Origin of the sequence: Ensifer sp. ENS10 (assembly GCF_014852025.1) — a bacterium.
GTDB lineage: Bacteria > Pseudomonadota > Alphaproteobacteria > Rhizobiales > Rhizobiaceae > Ensifer.
The window spans coordinates 313,579-329,756 of sequence record NZ_JACVAS010000006.1 but is presented as its reverse complement, the minus strand read 5'-3'; the positions used below and the strand labels follow the sequence as shown (position 1 = coordinate 329,756).

At 62.6% G+C, this 16,178-nt stretch carries 10 protein-coding genes; 4 read left to right on the top strand and 6 right to left on the bottom strand.

What is annotated here, in order from left to right; genetic code table 11:
* Positions 1 to 108: 108 nt before the first annotated feature.
* Together IB265_RS21995 and IB265_RS21990 are read right to left on the bottom strand one after the other, a co-directional pair.
* Positions 109 to 1,536: an MFS transporter gene (locus tag IB265_RS21995; RefSeq protein ID WP_057252000.1), complete on the bottom strand. Its 1,428-nt coding sequence runs from the start codon at positions 1,534 to 1,536 to the stop codon at positions 109 to 111.
* Between the two features lie 186 nt (positions 1,537 to 1,722).
* Complete coding sequence (locus IB265_RS21990) at positions 1,723 to 6,516, bottom strand: NAD-glutamate dehydrogenase (RefSeq protein ID WP_057251999.1); 4,794 nt, start codon at positions 6,514 to 6,516, stop codon at positions 1,723 to 1,725.
* Positions 6,517 to 6,801: 285 nt separating this feature from the next.
* Here IB265_RS21990 and pdxY point away from each other — a divergent pair, with 285 nt between their 5' ends.
* The gene (pdxY, locus tag IB265_RS21985; protein ID WP_057251998.1) at positions 6,802 to 7,683 is read left to right on the top strand and encodes a pyridoxal kinase PdxY; all 882 of its coding nucleotides are present in this window, start codon (positions 6,802 to 6,804) and stop codon (positions 7,681 to 7,683) included.
* A 130-nt stretch (positions 7,684 to 7,813) separates the two neighbouring features.
* Positions 7,814 to 8,467, top strand: a complete 654-nt coding sequence (locus IB265_RS21980; RefSeq protein ID WP_057251997.1) for a carbonic anhydrase — start codon at positions 7,814 to 7,816, stop codon at positions 8,465 to 8,467.
* Between the two features lie 88 nt (positions 8,468 to 8,555).
* On the opposite strand, the gene IB265_RS21975 is transcribed toward IB265_RS21980, so the two are convergent.
* On the bottom strand, positions 8,556 to 9,377 hold the full coding sequence (locus IB265_RS21975; RefSeq protein WP_057252121.1) for a lytic transglycosylase domain-containing protein: 822 nt from the start codon (positions 9,375 to 9,377) through the stop codon (positions 8,556 to 8,558).
* A gap of 194 nt (positions 9,378 to 9,571) precedes the next feature.
* A complete protein-coding gene (locus tag IB265_RS21970) occupies positions 9,572 to 10,606 on the bottom strand; it encodes an aspartate-semialdehyde dehydrogenase (RefSeq protein ID WP_057251996.1) in 1,035 nt (344 codons plus the stop codon).
* 497 nt (positions 10,607 to 11,103) lie between these two features.
* Here IB265_RS21970 and IB265_RS21965 point away from each other — a divergent pair, with 497 nt between their 5' ends.
* Positions 11,104 to 12,993: an MFS transporter gene (locus tag IB265_RS21965; protein WP_057251995.1), complete on the top strand. Its 1,890-nt coding sequence runs from the start codon at positions 11,104 to 11,106 to the stop codon at positions 12,991 to 12,993.
* A 108-nt stretch (positions 12,994 to 13,101) separates the two neighbouring features.
* On the opposite strand, the gene IB265_RS21960 is transcribed toward IB265_RS21965, so the two are convergent.
* Together IB265_RS21960 and leuB are read right to left on the bottom strand one after the other, a co-directional pair.
* Positions 13,102 to 13,791 (bottom strand): phosphatase PAP2 family protein, encoded by a 690-nt coding sequence (locus tag IB265_RS21960; RefSeq protein ID WP_057251994.1) that lies wholly within the window; start codon positions 13,789 to 13,791, stop codon positions 13,102 to 13,104.
* 194 nt (positions 13,792 to 13,985) lie between these two features.
* Positions 13,986 to 15,098 carry a 3-isopropylmalate dehydrogenase gene (gene leuB, locus IB265_RS21955; RefSeq protein WP_192495164.1) on the bottom strand — a complete coding sequence of 371 codons (1,113 nt, stop codon included), beginning with the start codon at positions 15,096 to 15,098 and terminating at the stop codon, positions 13,986 to 13,988.
* Between the two features lie 364 nt (positions 15,099 to 15,462).
* Here leuB and IB265_RS21950 point away from each other — a divergent pair, with 364 nt between their 5' ends.
* Positions 15,463 to 16,104 (top strand): LysE family translocator, encoded by a 642-nt coding sequence (locus IB265_RS21950; RefSeq protein ID WP_057254842.1) that lies wholly within the window; start codon positions 15,463 to 15,465, stop codon positions 16,102 to 16,104.
* Positions 16,105 to 16,178 lie beyond the last annotated feature (74 nt).

Genomic DNA, 16,178 nt, shown 5'->3' with positions numbered 1-16,178 from the left:
GGAAAGTGTGAAACGGTTTTCCGTCCGGAATTGCGTAATTTCAAAGACTTAGATCACTTCAGTGTTTCGATGAAACAATGAAATGATCTAAGGCGCGTGAACGACAAGTCAGAGGCCGTCGCGTCCGAAGGATGCGGCGGTTTTTTTGCGCCCGTCGTCAGCCGGATAGGGCGTGCGCAGGAGGATCAACAGGCCAACGACCAGAAACGCGATGAGGGCCATCATGCCGATGCGGGCCGAACCGGTGGCAAGTGTGATCGTCGCGACCGAGGCAGGGGCAAGGAACGACGTGGCGCGGCCGGAAAGCGCATAGAGACCGAAGTAGCGCCCGGCCTCGTCCAGGCTGACGCTGCGGGCAAGATATGAACGCGACGAGGCCTGAACCGGGCCGAAGGCTATGCCAACCAAGAGGCCATAGAGGATGTAGGCCTTCTCAGCCGCCGTGCCGAACAGGCCCCCGGTATCCTCCGTCGACAGCGGCATGAGACCGAACAGGGTGAAGCCCGGGCCGGTCGAGACGATGCCGATCGTTGCCAATGTCAGGCAGATCAGGCTGGCAGTGACGATGACCTTGGAGCCGAGCCGCGTATCAAGCCTGCTTGCATAGAGGCAGCCGCCGATGGCGACGACGTTCAAGATGATGCCGTAGATGCCGAGTTCCAGCGTCCGCCAGCCAAACATTGCGGCGGCGAAGGTGCCGCCAAGCGCCAGAAGGCCGTTGACGCCATCCTGGAAGATCATGCGCGCGATGAGGAAGCGCAGAATGCCCGTTCTTTCCTTGAGTTCGCCGAGCGTGCCCTTCAATTCCCGAAGGCCGGTGACGGTTGCCTTGCCAAGCGACATGGTCGCCTTAGTCGCATCCGGGGTGAACAGGAACATCGGCAGGATGAAGACGAGGTACCAAAGCGCCGAGATCGGGCCGGTGATGCGCGCATCCTCTCCCTTGGCGGGATCGAGACCAAACAACGGATCGATGCCGGCTGCCGTCTTGCCGGTCTCGGGGCTGCCGGCAAGGAGTGCCACGACGGCGATCAACACGATCATGCCGCCGAGGTAGCCGAGCCCCCAGGCGATGTTGGAGATGCGGCCGACGTCTTTCTCCGGGACGAGGCGGGGCATCATCGAATCGTTGAAGACGATCGAGAACTCGGCCGCGATGCTTGCGAGGATCATGAAGATCGCCGGGTAGAGGATCGGCGAGCCTGGGGCTGCGAACCAAAGCATAGCCAGCGATATGATCTTGATGACCGCGAAGAAGGCGATCCAGGGTTTGCGCGGCCCGGTCGCGTCGGCAATCGAGCCGAGAACCGGTGAAAGGATCGCGATGATGATGCCGGAAACGGTGAGTGTGTAGCCCCACATCGCCTGGCCGACGGCGTGATCCTCCGTCAGTCGCGAGACGAAATAGGGGCCGAAGATGAAGGTGGTGATGACCGTGAAGAAGGGTTGCGCCGCCCAGTCGAACAGCATCCAGCCAGCGATGCCCGCGCGCGACGCCCGCGGTTGTTCCTCAGTCCTCTCGGCCGAAATCTGCAAGGTCCCCTCCCGAAACGACTGCGCCGCGCGTCCTCTCGAACGCGCGGCGCAGCCTATCTTCAATCCCACCGATTCCAAAAGGTCCAGAGCAGGATGCGGACGAAAAAACTGCCCGCATCTGCATTTGTCCCGTTCAGGCGGGTCGGTTCCATCCAACCCGCGCCGATCGGTACGGGATAAACTGTCTTACTTCGCCCTACCGCGTGCGAGGTCATTGAGCAGACCAGCAGCAACGGTGATCTTGGCGAGCGTCGTTTCGCCCTTCTCGGTCAGGAGCCGCAGCTGGCCCGTCGCCTGGGCGACACGGACGCGTTCGGCCTCTTCCCAGGCGGCTACCGGATTGCGGTCCTTCTTCTGCTCGCGCAGCGCTGCCGCGGTGATATCCCGCCGCGCGGCGGCGATATCGGATACGGCTCGCGATAGAGCCATTGCCTCGAACTGCTCCGTTGCCGGAACACGATCGGACGCCGCAAGCAGGCGGTTGATCCGAAGCGTATCGGTGACGGCGAAGTAGCCCTGGGCCGTGCGGCTCAGCGTTTCACCGGTTTCAGCGGCAATCTGCATGATCTCGGGCACGAGCGTCATCAACGCCAGTTCCGAAATCTCCTCGGCGAGCTTGACGGGTACCCCGCCCTCGACGAAGGCAGCCGTCTTCAACCGGGCCTCTTCAGCACTCTCGCCGGAGACAGCGGTCCGCATGGTAGCGCGCAGCTTCTGCAGGCCGTCGCCGAGGCGCGATACGGCTTCGGAGACCGAGCCGGTCGCTGCATGGGTCCGCAGCGCCCGCTCGGTGACGAGCGTGAAGATGCGGCCGACTTCCTGGTAGAGGATGTTCTGCAGGCCGCCGCCGATCTTGTTGTCGAGTGCGTCGATCTCGTCATAGATGCGCGGCAGGTCGAAGCCGTCGAGCGCCAGCACAGCGGCCTTGACGACGTCGGCCGAGAAGAAGCCGGTCGCATCCGTCAGCGTCGAGACGAAAGCCGGGCCACCGCGGTTGATGACCTCGTTGGCGAGGATCGTCGCGATGATTTCGCGGCGCAGGCGATGGCCGTGAATGTCGCCGGCATAGGTCTTGCGCATCTTCGCCGGGAAGTAGCGCTCCAGCGTTGCCGTGAAGTACGGATCGTCGGGCAGTTCGCTCGCGATCAGTTCATCGAAGAGAACGAGCTTGGAGTAGGAAAGCAACACGCCGATTTCCGCGCGGGTCAACGGCTTGCCTGCCTGGTAGCGCTCGGTCATCGCCTGGTCGGTCGGCAGCGTCTCGACCTTGCGGTTGAGATGGCCGTCGGCCTCGAGGCGCGTCATGAGCCGGCCAAGCGTCGTCCGGTTTCCGAGTCCTTGCATCGCGGTCAGCGAGATCGCCAGCGATTGCTCGTAGTTGTTGCGCAGCACCAGATGGCCCACTTCCTCGGTCATCGAGGCGAGCAGCGTATTGCGCTTCGGGCGGGTCAGGCGACCATCGCGCATGGCCGAAGCAAGCGCGATCTTGATGTTGACCTCGACGTCGGAGGAGTTGACGCCGGCCGAGTTGTCGATGGCGTCCGAGTTGCAGCGGCCGCCATTGAGGCCGAAGCCGATGCGGCCCTTCTGGGTAACGCCCAGGTTAGCGCCCTCGCCGATGACGCGGGCGCGGACCTCTTCGGCCGTCACACGGATGGCATCGTTGGCGCGGTCGCCGACTTCCGCATCCGTTTCGTTGCTGCCGCGGATGTAGGTGCCGATGCCGCCGAACCATAGCAGATCGACCTGGTTCTTCAGGATCGCATTCATGATCTCGAAGGGCGTTGCCTTCTGCTTGTCGAGGCCGATGGCGGCCATCGCCTGAGGCGTGAGCGTCACCGACTTTTCGGCACGCGAGATGATCATCGCGCCCTCGGAGAGCGTCTTGCGGTCATAGTCCTGCCAGCTCGAACGCGGCAGAGCGAACATGCGCGTGCGCTCGGCGAACGAGGCATCGATATCCGGATTCGGATCGATGAAGATGTCGCGGTGGTCGAAGGCCGCGATCAGGCGGATCTTCTCCGAGAGCAGCATGCCGTTGCCGAAGACGTCACCGGACATGTCGCCGACGCCGGCAACGGTGAAGGGCGTCGTCTGGATGTCGATGTCCATCTCGCGGAAGTGCCGCTTGACGGTCTCCCAGGCGCCGCGGGCGGTGATGCCCATCTTCTTGTGGTCGTAGCCGGCGGAGCCGCCCGAGGCGAAGGCGTCGTCAAGCCAGAAGCCCGCTTCCTGCGCCAGGCCGTTGGCCGTGTCGGAGAAGGTCGCAGTGCCCTTGTCGGCGGCAACGACGAAATAGGGGTCGTCGCCATCGCGGCGCAGCGTATCGGCGGGCGGCACGATATCCTGGCCGACGATGTTGTCAGTCACCGAAAGCAGAGTGCGGATGTAAGTCTTGTAGGCTTCGGTACCGGCCCTGAAGACCTCATCACGGGTGCCGCCGACCGGGAGTTGCTTCGGATAGAAGCCGCCCTTGGCGCCAACCGGCACGATGACGGCGTTCTTGACCTGCTGCGCCTTGACGAGGCCAAGCACTTCCGTGCGGTAGTCCTGGGCGCGGTCCGACCAACGCAGGCCGCCACGGGCGACCTTGCCGAAGCGCAGGTGCACGCCCTCGACCTCGGTGCCGTAGACGAAGATTTCGCGGAACGGACGCGGTTCCGGCAGGCCGTCGAGCTGCTTCGGGTCAAGCTTGAAAGCGAGAACCGCGCGCGGCTTGCCGTCGGCGCCATGCTGGAAGTAGTTGGTCCGGAGCGTTGCTTCGATCGCGTTGACGTAGCGGCGAAGGATGCGGTCCTCGTCGAGGCTCGGAACGGCAGACAGCGCGTCCTCGATCGCGGAAAGCAGGGCGCTGCACTTCTTGGCACGCGGCTTTTCCTCGAGCTTCGGATCCATCCGGGTCACGAACAGCTTGAAGATATCGGCGGCGATCGCCGGATACTTGTTCAGCGTGTCAGCGATATAGCCCTGCGAATAGGTGATGCCGGCCTGGCGCAGATAGCGGGAATAGGCGCGCAGCACCGTGACTTCGCGGGCATTGAGGCCCGCAAGCAGGATCAGCCGGTTGAAGTTGTCGTCCTCGATCGTGCCGTTCCAGGCGGCGAGGAAGGCTTCCTCCAGCGCCGCACCCGACTTTTCGAGATTGAGCGCATGCCCGTCGCGATGGATCAGCTCCATGTCGTGCAGCACGACGCGGTGCTTGTCCTCGCCGTGCCTGCCGACATTGAGGTCGTAGGTCTGTTCGCTGATGACCCGGAAGCCGAGGTTTTCCAGCAGCGGCACGCGGCGCGACAGCGACACGGGCTCGCCGGCATGGAAGATCTTCAGCTCGGCCGTGTCAGGACGGTTGACCGGGCGGTTATAGTTGTAGAACGAGATCCGGATCGGATCTTCCGCCTTGCAGGCGGCAATGTCTGCAAGGTCGGCATAGGCTTCCGCCGGCGTGAAGAACGACTGGTAGGCGCCGTCGACATCAAGCTCGATGCCGTCCTTACGGGCGAGAAGGTCGAACCGATCGATCCAGCGCGTGACGATGCCGCGAACGGCCTCTTCAAGCTTGGCCTGCGGAATGCGCGGGGTCTTGCCGCTGGTGCGGCCTATGATGAAGTGCACGCGCGCCAGTCCGCCTTCGGGGAAGGCCGGGTAATAGGCCGAAACGCGGCCGTCATAGGCGGTCTTCAGGTAGTCGCCGATCTTTTCGCGTACGTCGGAATCATATTGTTCGCGCGGCACGAAGACGATGACCGAGACAAAGCGGTCGAAATGGTCGATGCGCGGCAGGACGCGGATGCGCGGCCGGTCGCCGAGTTCGTTGATCTGTTCGCAGAAGGCGGCGAGCAGACCGACATCGATCTGGAAGAGGTCGTCGCGCGGATAGGATTCGAGCGTGTTGTCCAGCATCTTGCCGGAGTGGCTCTGCGGGTCGTAGCCGAAATGGTCGACGATCTTCTCGATCTTGTGGCGCAGCAACGGGATTTCAGCCGCCTGGCGGGTATAGGCCGAGGAAGTGAACAGGCCGACGATGCGCAACTCGCCGGCGACATTGCCGTCGGCATCGAAGCGCTTGATGCCGATATAGTCCATATAGGCCCGGCGATGGACGACCGATTTCACGTTGGCCTTGGTGACGATCAGGAAATCGGGGCCGTCGAGGAAGGCGAGGATTTCCGGCGTGGTCAGTACTGCGTCCTTGCCCTGGCGCAGAACGCGCACGTCGGGGTTGGAGAGGATGCCGAGGCCCCTGCCCTTGCCGCGCTCGACCGTCGCCTTTCCGCCCTTGCCCGAGTAGGTATACTCGCGCATGCCGATAAAGGTGAAGTTGTTGTCGCGCAGCCAGCGAAGGAAGGCGAGCGCCTCATCACGGTCGCTTTTCTTGCGCGAGGCGTTGTAGGCCTCGAGTTCCTGCACGGCCTGGTCGAGCAGCGCCGTCATCGCCGGCCAGTCGTGTACCGTCTGGTGTACCTGCTCCAGCACGTCGCGGATGCGGTTGCTGAGCTGCTCGGCTTCGACGGGCGCCAGCTTCGTCAAGTGGATCTGGATGTGGCTGACGCGGTGCGCCGGATCGCTTGCCTCTTCCGGATCGAAGAGTTTTACCGGCTTGCCCGGTTCCTTGACCAGGATGGGATGGATCGCAAGGTGGATATCGCGGTGCGTGCTGGTGATTTCCCCCATGACCGAATCATAGAGGAACGGCATGTTGTGTTCTGTGATCGCGATGATCGAAACCTCGGTGCCACCCGGCGCGACGCCGGCGACGGTTTCGACCGAAACTTGCGGCTTGCCGCCATCCCAGCGGGCGAGTTCACGATGCGCATGGGCTGCAATCAGCGCCAGCATGTCCGCCGAATAAAGATCGAGGTCATCGTTGCTGGCCCCACCGAAGAGGCTCTCCGGCGCCAGCGCGTCGACGCCCAGTTTGATGGCGGCCGCCTTTGCTGCGTCGATGTGTCTGTCCCGCTTCGGATTGTATTTCACGCCCATGAAGTCTCTCCCACTCATGATAGGCCAAACCCTATCAGAACCATGGCTAATGGCGACCGCTTTTTACGCCGATTTCGGCAAAATCGAGCCGAAAATTGGAGAATTTCACGTGAAAACAGCTTAAATCCATTTAAATCGAAGGCAATTTCGCGAAAATTGCTCGAAAATCGATGAAAAAGCACGAAAACGCCAGCGGCTTCCACCGGACCTATCTGCCATCGCCTGTTGACAGGGCGGTGACAGTCGGGTGATCAGAGTTTGTAGACCGAAGGATTGGACTCGTCGATGCCCGAAATGCCCTCCCTGCCCGGCGCCGTCATCGTCATCTCGAGCCATGTCGTGCGTGGCAAGGTCGGCAACCGGGCCGCGGTGTTCGCGTTGGAGACGCTGGGGCATCCGGTCTGGGCACTGCCGACAGTCATTCTTCCCTGGCATCCCGGACACGGGCGCTCGACCCGCGTCACCATTTCAGACGCGGATTTCCAGTCGATGATCGACGATCTCATTGCCGCGCCCTGGGTCGGGGAGGTGCGCGCCGTGCTTTCGGGCTATCTCGGATCGCCCGGTCAGGCCGAAGGTGTCGCGCGGTTGGTGACGGCTTTTAGGGAACGTAATCCCAAGCTGATCTACGCTTGCGATCCCGTCATTGGCGACGCCGGCGGGCTCTATGTTCCGGAGGCGACCGCGACGGCCATCCGTGACCAGCTGCTGCCGCTCGCCAACCTGGCGACGCCGAACCGCTTCGAGCTCGCCTGGCTCGCCGGCGCGACGCTGGAAACCAATACGGCGATCCTCGATGCCGCCCTCGGCCTCGGTCCGGCCCGCGTGCTGGTGACCTCAGCGGTGCCGATGATGAGCGGCGGTACCGGCAATCTCTTCCTTTCGGGCAATCACGCGCTGCTCGCCGAACATCGGCTCGTCGAGAACCCGCCGAATGGCACCGGAGACTTGCTGACTGCCCTGTTTCTCGCGCGGCTTCTCGAAGGACTATCGGAAGAGCGCGCATTGCAGATGGCGACCGCAAGCGTGTTCGAGATCATCGCGCGGAGCGTCAAACGCGGTGCCGACGAGTTGACGATCGAGCAGGACGCTTCGAGCCTTTCGACGCCGATGGCGATGGTGCAGATGCGCCGCCTGGTGCATCCGAATCAGATGCGGCGCAAATAGAAGAAACTGTTCATGGGCAGCAGCCCTTGTCGCATCGTGGATTGAACTTTAGGTCATGATGATATTCATGGCGGGGCGTGATGCGGGCGGAAGTCCGCTCATCCCGCTCGAAGCAGCAGCGGAGTAATCGATGGACAAGCAGCAACAGCGTTTTCCGGACCACCTTCTGAACGGCTACCACAACTTCATGAATGGCCGCTTCAGCGAACAGCAGAAGCGCTACAAGGTGCTGGCGGAAACCGGCCAGAAGCCGAGGACGATGGTTGTTGCCTGTTGCGATTCGCGGGCGGCGCCGGAAACGATCTTCGACAGCGGGCCGGGTGAACTCTTCGTCGTGCGCAACGTCGCCAATCTCATGCCGCCCTATGAGCCGGACGGCCATTACCATTCGACGTCGGCCGCGCTTGAGTTCGCCGTGCAGTCGCTCCGCGTCAGCGACATCGTCGTGATGGGGCATGGCCGCTGCGGCGGTATCAAGGCGGCGCTCGATCCGGATGCCGAGCCCTTGTCGTCGGGCGATTTCATCGGTCGCTGGATGAACCTCCTGAAGCCGGCCGCCGAGCAGATCCAAAGCAACGACGTCATGACCCAGGCGGAGCGGCAGCGTGCGCTCGAGCGGGTCTCGATCCGCAACTCGCTTGCCAACCTGCGCACCTTTCCTTGCGTTCAGATCCTCGAAGCCAAGGGCAAGCTGCATCTGCACGGCGCCTGGTTCGACATCTCGACCGGCGAGCTTTGGATCATGGATCCCACGACCGGCGACTTCTCCCGCCCGGGCATGTAACCGGCAAAAAAGCCCGGATCGACGATCCGGGCTTTGCAATCTTCCGAAAGGCATCGTGCATCCGGAGAGATGCGCGAATTGGGTTCGATCAGAGGCCGTCGATCTCGGCGCCGATGATGGCGATTGCCTGCTGGTAGACGGTTGCCGCGTTCCAGCCCTGGATCGCGCCGAAGTTCGCCTGGCCGGGCTGATAGCCGGCGCCAGGCTGCCAGCCATGGCCGCGCAGGAAGTTGGCGGTCGAGGCCAGCGCGTCGGCCTTGGAGCGAACCATGTCGATGTGGCCGTTGCCGTCGCCATCGACGCCGTATTTCAGGACGTTGGCCGGCAGGAACTGGGTCTGCCCGATCTCGCCGTGGGCAGCACCGCGCGCATCGGGGCTCAGGTCACCGCGCTGTACGAGCTGCAGGGCGGCATAGAGCTGGTCGGTGAAATAGTCCGAGCGGCGGCAGTCATAGGCGAGCGTCGAAACGGCCGAGAGCGTATGCTCCTTGCCCATGAAGCCGCCAAAGCCCGTTTCCATGCCCCAGATAGCGATCAGCGGGCCGGCAGGCACGCCGAAGCGGCGTTCAATGCTGGTGAAGAGCGCCGCATTCTGCTGCTTCATCTTCTTGCCGCGGGAAATGATCGTCTGACCGCCGCGCTTCTGCATGAACTGGTCGAGCGACAGCTTGAAGCTCTTCTGGCCGCGGTCGGCGCGGATCGTCGCCTTGTTGTAGGAGACGCTGGAAAGGGCGCGGTCGAGCACCGCAGGGCTGATGCCGCTGCCGGAGGCTTCCTGCTTGAAATTCTGCACCCAGGCCGCAAATCCGCTTCCGTCGTTGCCGCATTGGGCGGCGGAGGCCACCGCCGGAAAAACCACAGTCGAAACCAGGGCAGCAAGCCCCACCGCTACGCACTTTGCCCTGTGCATGAAATACCCCGTCATAGCCCGAATCTCATTGCTTTCAAAAATGCCAGCCTTGGCCGGCCATGTCACCTGCCGGAAGCGGCGGTAACTTTTTCGTGGTTTCACGTGAAGCCGGGGCGAAACGACCCGCGATTGTGAAACAGGAAACCCGCCAAGCCCGGATGGGCTCGGCGGGAACGAATTGCTCAATTGCCGTTTCAGGCGGCCTGCTTACGCGGCTTGATGAGACCGCGGTTGACCAGGAGCTCGGCAATCTGGATCGCGTTGAGTGCCGCACCCTTGCGCAGGTTGTCGGAAACGACCCAGATGTTGAGACCGTTTTCGACGGTTGCGTCCTCGCGGATGCGCGAGATGTAGGTCGCATCTTCGCCGGCGCATTCGTAAGGCGTGACGTAGCCACCGTTTTCGTGCTTGTCGACGACCAGGCAACCCGGTGCTTCGCGCAGGATGTCGCGGGCCTCGTCTGCGGTGATCTCGTTCTCGAACTCGATGTTGACCGATTCCGAATGGCCGATGAAGACGGGAACGCGCACAGCCGTGCAGGTCACCTTGATCTTCGGATCGAGCATCTTCTTGGTTTCGGCCAGGACCTTCCACTCTTCCTTCGTGTAGCCGTCTTCCATGAACACGTCGATGTGCGGGATGACGTTGAAGGCGATGCGCTTGGTGAACTTCTTCGATTCGATCGGATCAGCGACGAAGACGGCGCGGGTCTGGTTGAAGAGTTCGTCCATGCCGTCCTTGCCGGCGCCGGAAACCGACTGGTAGGTCGAGACGACGACGCGCTTGATCTTGGCATGGTCGTGCAGCGGCTTCAGCGCCACGACGAGCTGGGCCGTCGAGCAATTCGGGTTGGCGATGATGTTCTTCTTGGTGAAGAGCGAGATCGCGTCCGGGTTCACTTCCGGCACGATCAGCGGCACTTCGGCGTCGTAGCGCCAGGCCGAAGAGTTGTCGATGACGACGCAGCCCTGCTGGCCGATCTTCGGCGAATACTTGAGAGAAACAGCGCCGCCGGCCGACATCAGGCAGATATCGGTATCGGAAAAATCGTAGTTTTCGAGGTTCCTGACCTTGAGGGTCTTGTCGCCAAAGGAAACTTCCGTGCCCTGGGAGCGGGCGGAAGCAAGCGCGACCACTTCATCCGCGGGAAAGCCGCGTTCGGAAAGGATGTTCAGCATCTCCCGGCCGACATTGCCGGTGGCGCCTGCGACTGCAATCTTGAAACCCATGATCTAAGCTCTCTTTCTGTCTCTCCTCGTCGGGTGGAGGGGGAACCGCGCGCGTTGCCACGAAGGTTCCGGTCCCCGGCCTTACCGGGGAGAGAGCGGAGGGCCAGAGACGTCAGACGGTTTTCGTCGTCGTTTTGGCCGTTGTTTTGCAAGCGAACGAAAAATCGACATCCTGCCCCGCGGCAAGAGCCGGCAGGATCAAAGCAGCGATGGCTGGACCGATCGGTCGCATGGTGGTGATTTCCTCGTTCGTCGCTGCTCTTACGCGGTTTTGGGGAAGAGTCAAGACGCCGCTGCATCGTGGTGGCTTCCCCGGCGTGGTCCGCGGTCGATCGCCGCATTAGACGAAAGTCATAAGCCGAAAGCATCTCTGCCTGCGCCGCAGGTTTTCTGACATCCTCTTCAACAGGCGCACCACGTCCGGCGGTTCTAGGGAGGAATGCCGGACCAGCCAATGGGCGCTCCAACAAGCTGTTTTGGAGTGGAGGATAAACGAAATGGCAAATGTCGCGACAGTGGACGACGCAAAAACGCGTCCAATGACCGGCGAGGAGAAGAAGGTCATCTTCGCCTCGTCGCTTGGTACCGTGTTCGAATGGTACGATTTCTATCTTTACGGCTCGCTTGCCGTCTATATCGGCGCGACCTTCTTCAGTTCCTATCCGGAAACGACGCGTAACATTTTCGCGCTTCTGGCCTTTGCCGCGGGCTTCCTCGTTCGCCCGTTCGGCGCCCTGGTCTTCGGTCGCCTCGGTGACCTCGTCGGCCGCAAGTACACCTTCCTCGTGACGATCCTGATCATGGGTCTGTCGACCTTCCTGGTCGGCATCCTGCCCGGCGCTGCTTCGATCGGCATTGCCGCACCGATCCTGCTCATCGCGCTGCGCATGCTACAGGGCCTGGCGCTCGGCGGCGAATATGGCGGTGCCGCCACTTATGTGGCCGAGCATGCGCCGCACGGGCGCCGAGGTTACTTCACCTCCTGGATCCAGACGACGGCGACGCTCGGTCTGTTCCTGTCGCTGGTGGTGATCCTGCTCGTCCAGTTCCTGGTCGGCAAGGAAGCCTTTGCTGCCTGGGGTTGGCGCATTCCGTTCCTCGTCTCCGTCGTGCTTCTCGGTGTTTCCGTCTGGATTCGCCTGAAGATGAACGAATCGCCGGCCTTCAAGAAGATGAAGGAAGAGGGCAAGGGCTCCAAGGCACCGCTGTCGGAAGCTTTCGGCCAGTGGAAGAATGCCAAGATCGCGCTTCTGGCACTGTTTGGTGCCGTCGTCGGCCAGGCCGTCGTCTGGTACTCCGGTCAGTTCTACGCGCTGTTCTTCCTGACGGGCGTGCTCAAGGTGGACGGCCAGTCGGCAAATATCATGGTCGCCGCTTCGCTCTTGATCGGTACGGGCTTCTTCGTGCTCTTCGGCTGGCTCTCCGACAAGATCGGCCGCAAGCCGATCATCATGGCCGGCCTGCTGCTTGCCATGCTCACCTACTTCCCGCTGTTCAAGGCGCTGACCTGGGCCGGTAACCCGGCACTCGCTCAAGCCCAGGCAACCGTCCGCGCGACGGTGACCGCGGCCCCCGGCGATTGCAAATTCCAGTTCAACCCGACGGGCACGGCGAAGTTCACCACCTCGTGCGACATCGCAACCGCATTCCTCACCAAGAACTCGGTGCCCTACGACGTGGTAACGACGGCCGCCGCGGGTACGGCCGCAACGGTCAAGGTCGGCGAAACCACGATCAACAGCTACGACGCGGTCGCCGCAGGCGATGGCGCCAAGGCTGCCAATGCCGCCTTCGAAAAGCAAACCAACACGGCGCTTCACAATGCCGGCTACCCGCTGGTTCGTGGTGCGGCAAAGGTCCCGGAATCCAAGCTTGACGGCTTTGTCGCCGCCAACCCGGAACTGGCGCTTGATCCGGCTGCCGTTCGCGGCGGCGAGAAGACCATGGTTCCGGCCGACAAGCTCGTCGCCGACAAGCTGTTGACGAAGGATGAAGTCGGCACTGCCACCGAAATGGCCGTCTACACGATCGCCGGCGGCGGCACCTACGCGATGGTGGCGGATCCCGCCAATGTCAACTGGACGACGATCATCGCCGTTCTGACCGTGCTCGTCATCTACGTGACCATGGTCTACGGCCCGATCGCTGCGCTGCTGGTCGAACTCTTCCCGACCCGCATCCGCTACACCGGCATGTCGCTGCCCTACCACATCGGCAACGGCTGGTTCGGTGGCCTGCTTCCGGCAACGGCCTTCGCGATGAGCGCGGCCCAGGGCGATATCTACTACGGCCTCTGGTACCCGATCGTCTTCGCAGGCATCACGCTGGTCATCGGCCTCCTGTTCCTGCCGGAAACGAAGGACCGCGACATTCACGCGATGGACTAAGTCTGCAGTCACGCGCTCCCGGGAGAACCATTTCCCGGGAGCGCACCAAATCTTCCCCGAGCTACTATGGCTCTCCTGACTCCGGCGCGGCCTTCCGCGCCGGCTTTTTTATGGGCGTGGATCGCTGCGCCCCACGAGCGGCCATCCACCCTCGCTCAGATGAAACAGCCGGTTCTGCCGCGCGAAGAGAAACGCCACCATCACGGATGTCCAGAGACCGAGCAGCAGCCCGGCAGCGACGTCGCTTGGGTAGTGTGCGCCGACGATGACGCGGGAAACGCCGATCGTCAGCGCCAGGATCAGAAAGAGTGGCCTCAGCTTCGGCATCAGCATGGCGAAGACACCGAAGAAGGCGCCGGCCGCGGTCGAATGGCCGGAGGGGAAACTTTCGTACAGACCGCTGTTGGCAAACGGCGTCAGGCTGTAGGCGCCGAGCTCGGTGAAGAGTTCCGGCCGGGCCCGGCCGACGATAATTTTCAGTGTGTGGACCAGCGCGCTGGCTGTGCCGATCGTCAGGAGGAAATAGGCCGCAAGATCGCGGGCGGCACTTGCCCTGCGCTGAAGCGGCCCCTGGTTTGCCGCGCGACGCAGGATGAACGTCGCTGCCAGGAGCCCAGCTGAAAGGTAGATCATCCAGGCGAACGTCCCGAAGTCCGTGATCATCCGATTGAAATCGACGATGCTTTCCGGCAGCGCCTGCGCGCTTTGCGACAGATATGGATCCAATGGAATGAGTGCGAGCACGAGGACGAAAGTAGTCAGTGCAATCCATCCGGTGGTCGCAAGTGGTCCGTTCATGAATCTCCGTCCTGCCGCCGCGTCGCATGTCTGCGCCGCGTTCGTTCTTCTCATGGCGTCTAGTTCCCCGATGTGTCGGTTCTTTCGGCAAATTCAAGGCCGTGCGACGCAAAACACCTCCGGATGCGCTCCGGAGGTGTCTGTTCTTGCCTGCAGGTCGGCGTCAGATCACGCCGACTGGAATCGTTGGTGGCTCAGGCCGACAGCGCCTTGAACGCGGCGAGGATGGCGTCGCCCATTTCGGTCGTGCCGACCTTCTTCGCACCCTCGGCCATGATGTCGCCGGTGCGGATGCCCTGGTCGAGCACGGCGGCGATCGCCTTCTCCAGATTGTCGGCTTCCGTCACCAGGTTGAAGGAATAACGCAGGCACATGGCAAAGGAGGCGATCATCGCGATCGGGTTGGCGATGCCCTTGCCGGCAATGTCGGGGGCCGAGCCATGCACCGGCTCGTAGAGCGCCTTGCGCTTGCCGGTCACCGCATCCGGGGCACCGAGCGAGGCCGACGGCAGCATGCCGAGCGAGCCGGTCAGCATGGCGGCGACGTCCGACAGCATGTCGCCGAACAGGTTGTCGGTGACGATGACGTCGAACTGCTTGGGCTGGCGCACCAGCTGCATGCCGCCGGCATCGGCCAGCATGTGCTCGAGCTGAACGTCAGAATATTTCGCCTTGTGCGTCTCGGTCACCACCTGGTTCCACAAGACGCCCGACTTCATGACGTTGCGCTTTTCCATCGAGCAGACGCGGTTGGACCGCGTGCGGGCCAGCTCGAAGGCGACGCCGGCGATGCGCTCGATCTCGTAGGTGTCGTAGACCTGGGTGTCGATGCCGCGCTTCTGGCCGTTGCCGAGATCGATGATCTGCTTCGGCTCGCCGAAATAGACGCCGCCGGTCAGTTCGCGCACGATCAGGATGTCGAGACCTTCGACCAGCTCGGGCTTCAGCGACGAGGCGGCGGCCAGTGCCGGATAGCAGATCGCCGGGCGCAGGTTGGCGAACAGTTCGAGATCCTTGCGCAGACGCAGCAACCCGGCTTCCGGACGCACCTCGTAGGGCACCGCATCCCACTTCGGACCGCCGACGGCGCCGAACAGCACCGCATCGGCGGTCAGCGCCTTCTTCATGTCCGCTTCCGAGATCGCCTGGCCATGGGCGTCATAGGCCGAACCGCCGACCAGGCCCTCGTCGGTCACGAAGCCGGCACCAAGCTCGGCATTCATGTAGGCGATGATTTTGCGGACTTCCGCCATGGCTTCCGGGCCGATGCCGTCGCCGGGCAGAAGGAAGAGGTTGCGCACAGTCATGGATAGTCCTTCTCGCGGGGGAAAACTCGGCCGCGTTCTAGCGCAACTTCGTATCGAGGGAAATCGCCGCGACGAAAGATTTGTGCGCGGCTGCGAGCGGCACGTTCCCGGCGGAACAGCTGCTCTACCGAGGAAGTGGGATGCTCTTTTCGAGGCCGCGCATCTTGCCCGGCCATCGATCCTCCTAGGAGAAAAGCATGCGCAAGTTCGTCCATGCAGTCGCCACACATATCCGCGCCACGGCCAAGAATTTAACCTTTGCTGGCAAGCGGTCACCCGCGTCGTCATATAGCTGGCTTAGCTTTCCTCTTGACTGAATCGGTGCCTCCGGATCGAATGCGGGCAACACAACCGGGAACCCGCCATGTCCGAGACGCTGCTGATCGGAGCCTTTCTCGCCGCCCTTTCCTATGTCCTTATTCCCGGACCGGCGTTTCTGGCGTTGCTCGGTATCGGCGCCGGACAGGGGCGCAAGGCAGGCGCCTTGTTCATGGGCGGGCACCTGGCGGGTGACGTTCTCTGGTCGACCCTGGCGCTGGTTGCCATCGTTGGCGCGCGTTCGGTCGGTAGCACGATCTTCGATATTCTCGGCCTCTTTTGCGGCGTCTATCTCGGCTGGATCGGCTGGACGGCACTCCGTGCGAGGCCGGCGGGCGAGAACCGGGCACTCCTGACCGTCGAGCGTCCGCTGCGGCGCGGCCTGATCTTTGGGCTCACCAATCCCAAGGGATATCCGGTGGCGCTCGCAACTTTCACGGCGCTGCTTGCCAGCTCGGCGAACGCGCTTGAGTTCAACGCGCTTCCGGCGCTGCTTGGCGTCTCGCTCATCGGCTTTCTTGTTGCCGACCTGATCCTGATCGTCATCATCGGCACCTCTGTGGTGCGGCGTTTCTACCGACGGCACGAATTGGCAATCGTCAGGCTCTCCGGTCTCCTGTTCATGGGCTTCGCCGCTCAAGCCGTCTGGCACGCAGCGCCGGGACTTCTCGGGCTGCGCAAACCTTGACGGTATCCCTGCCGGCAACCACCTTCATTTTCGCCGCTTCCTCATGTCGGAGGTAGCCGGCCCCCTCCCCGGAC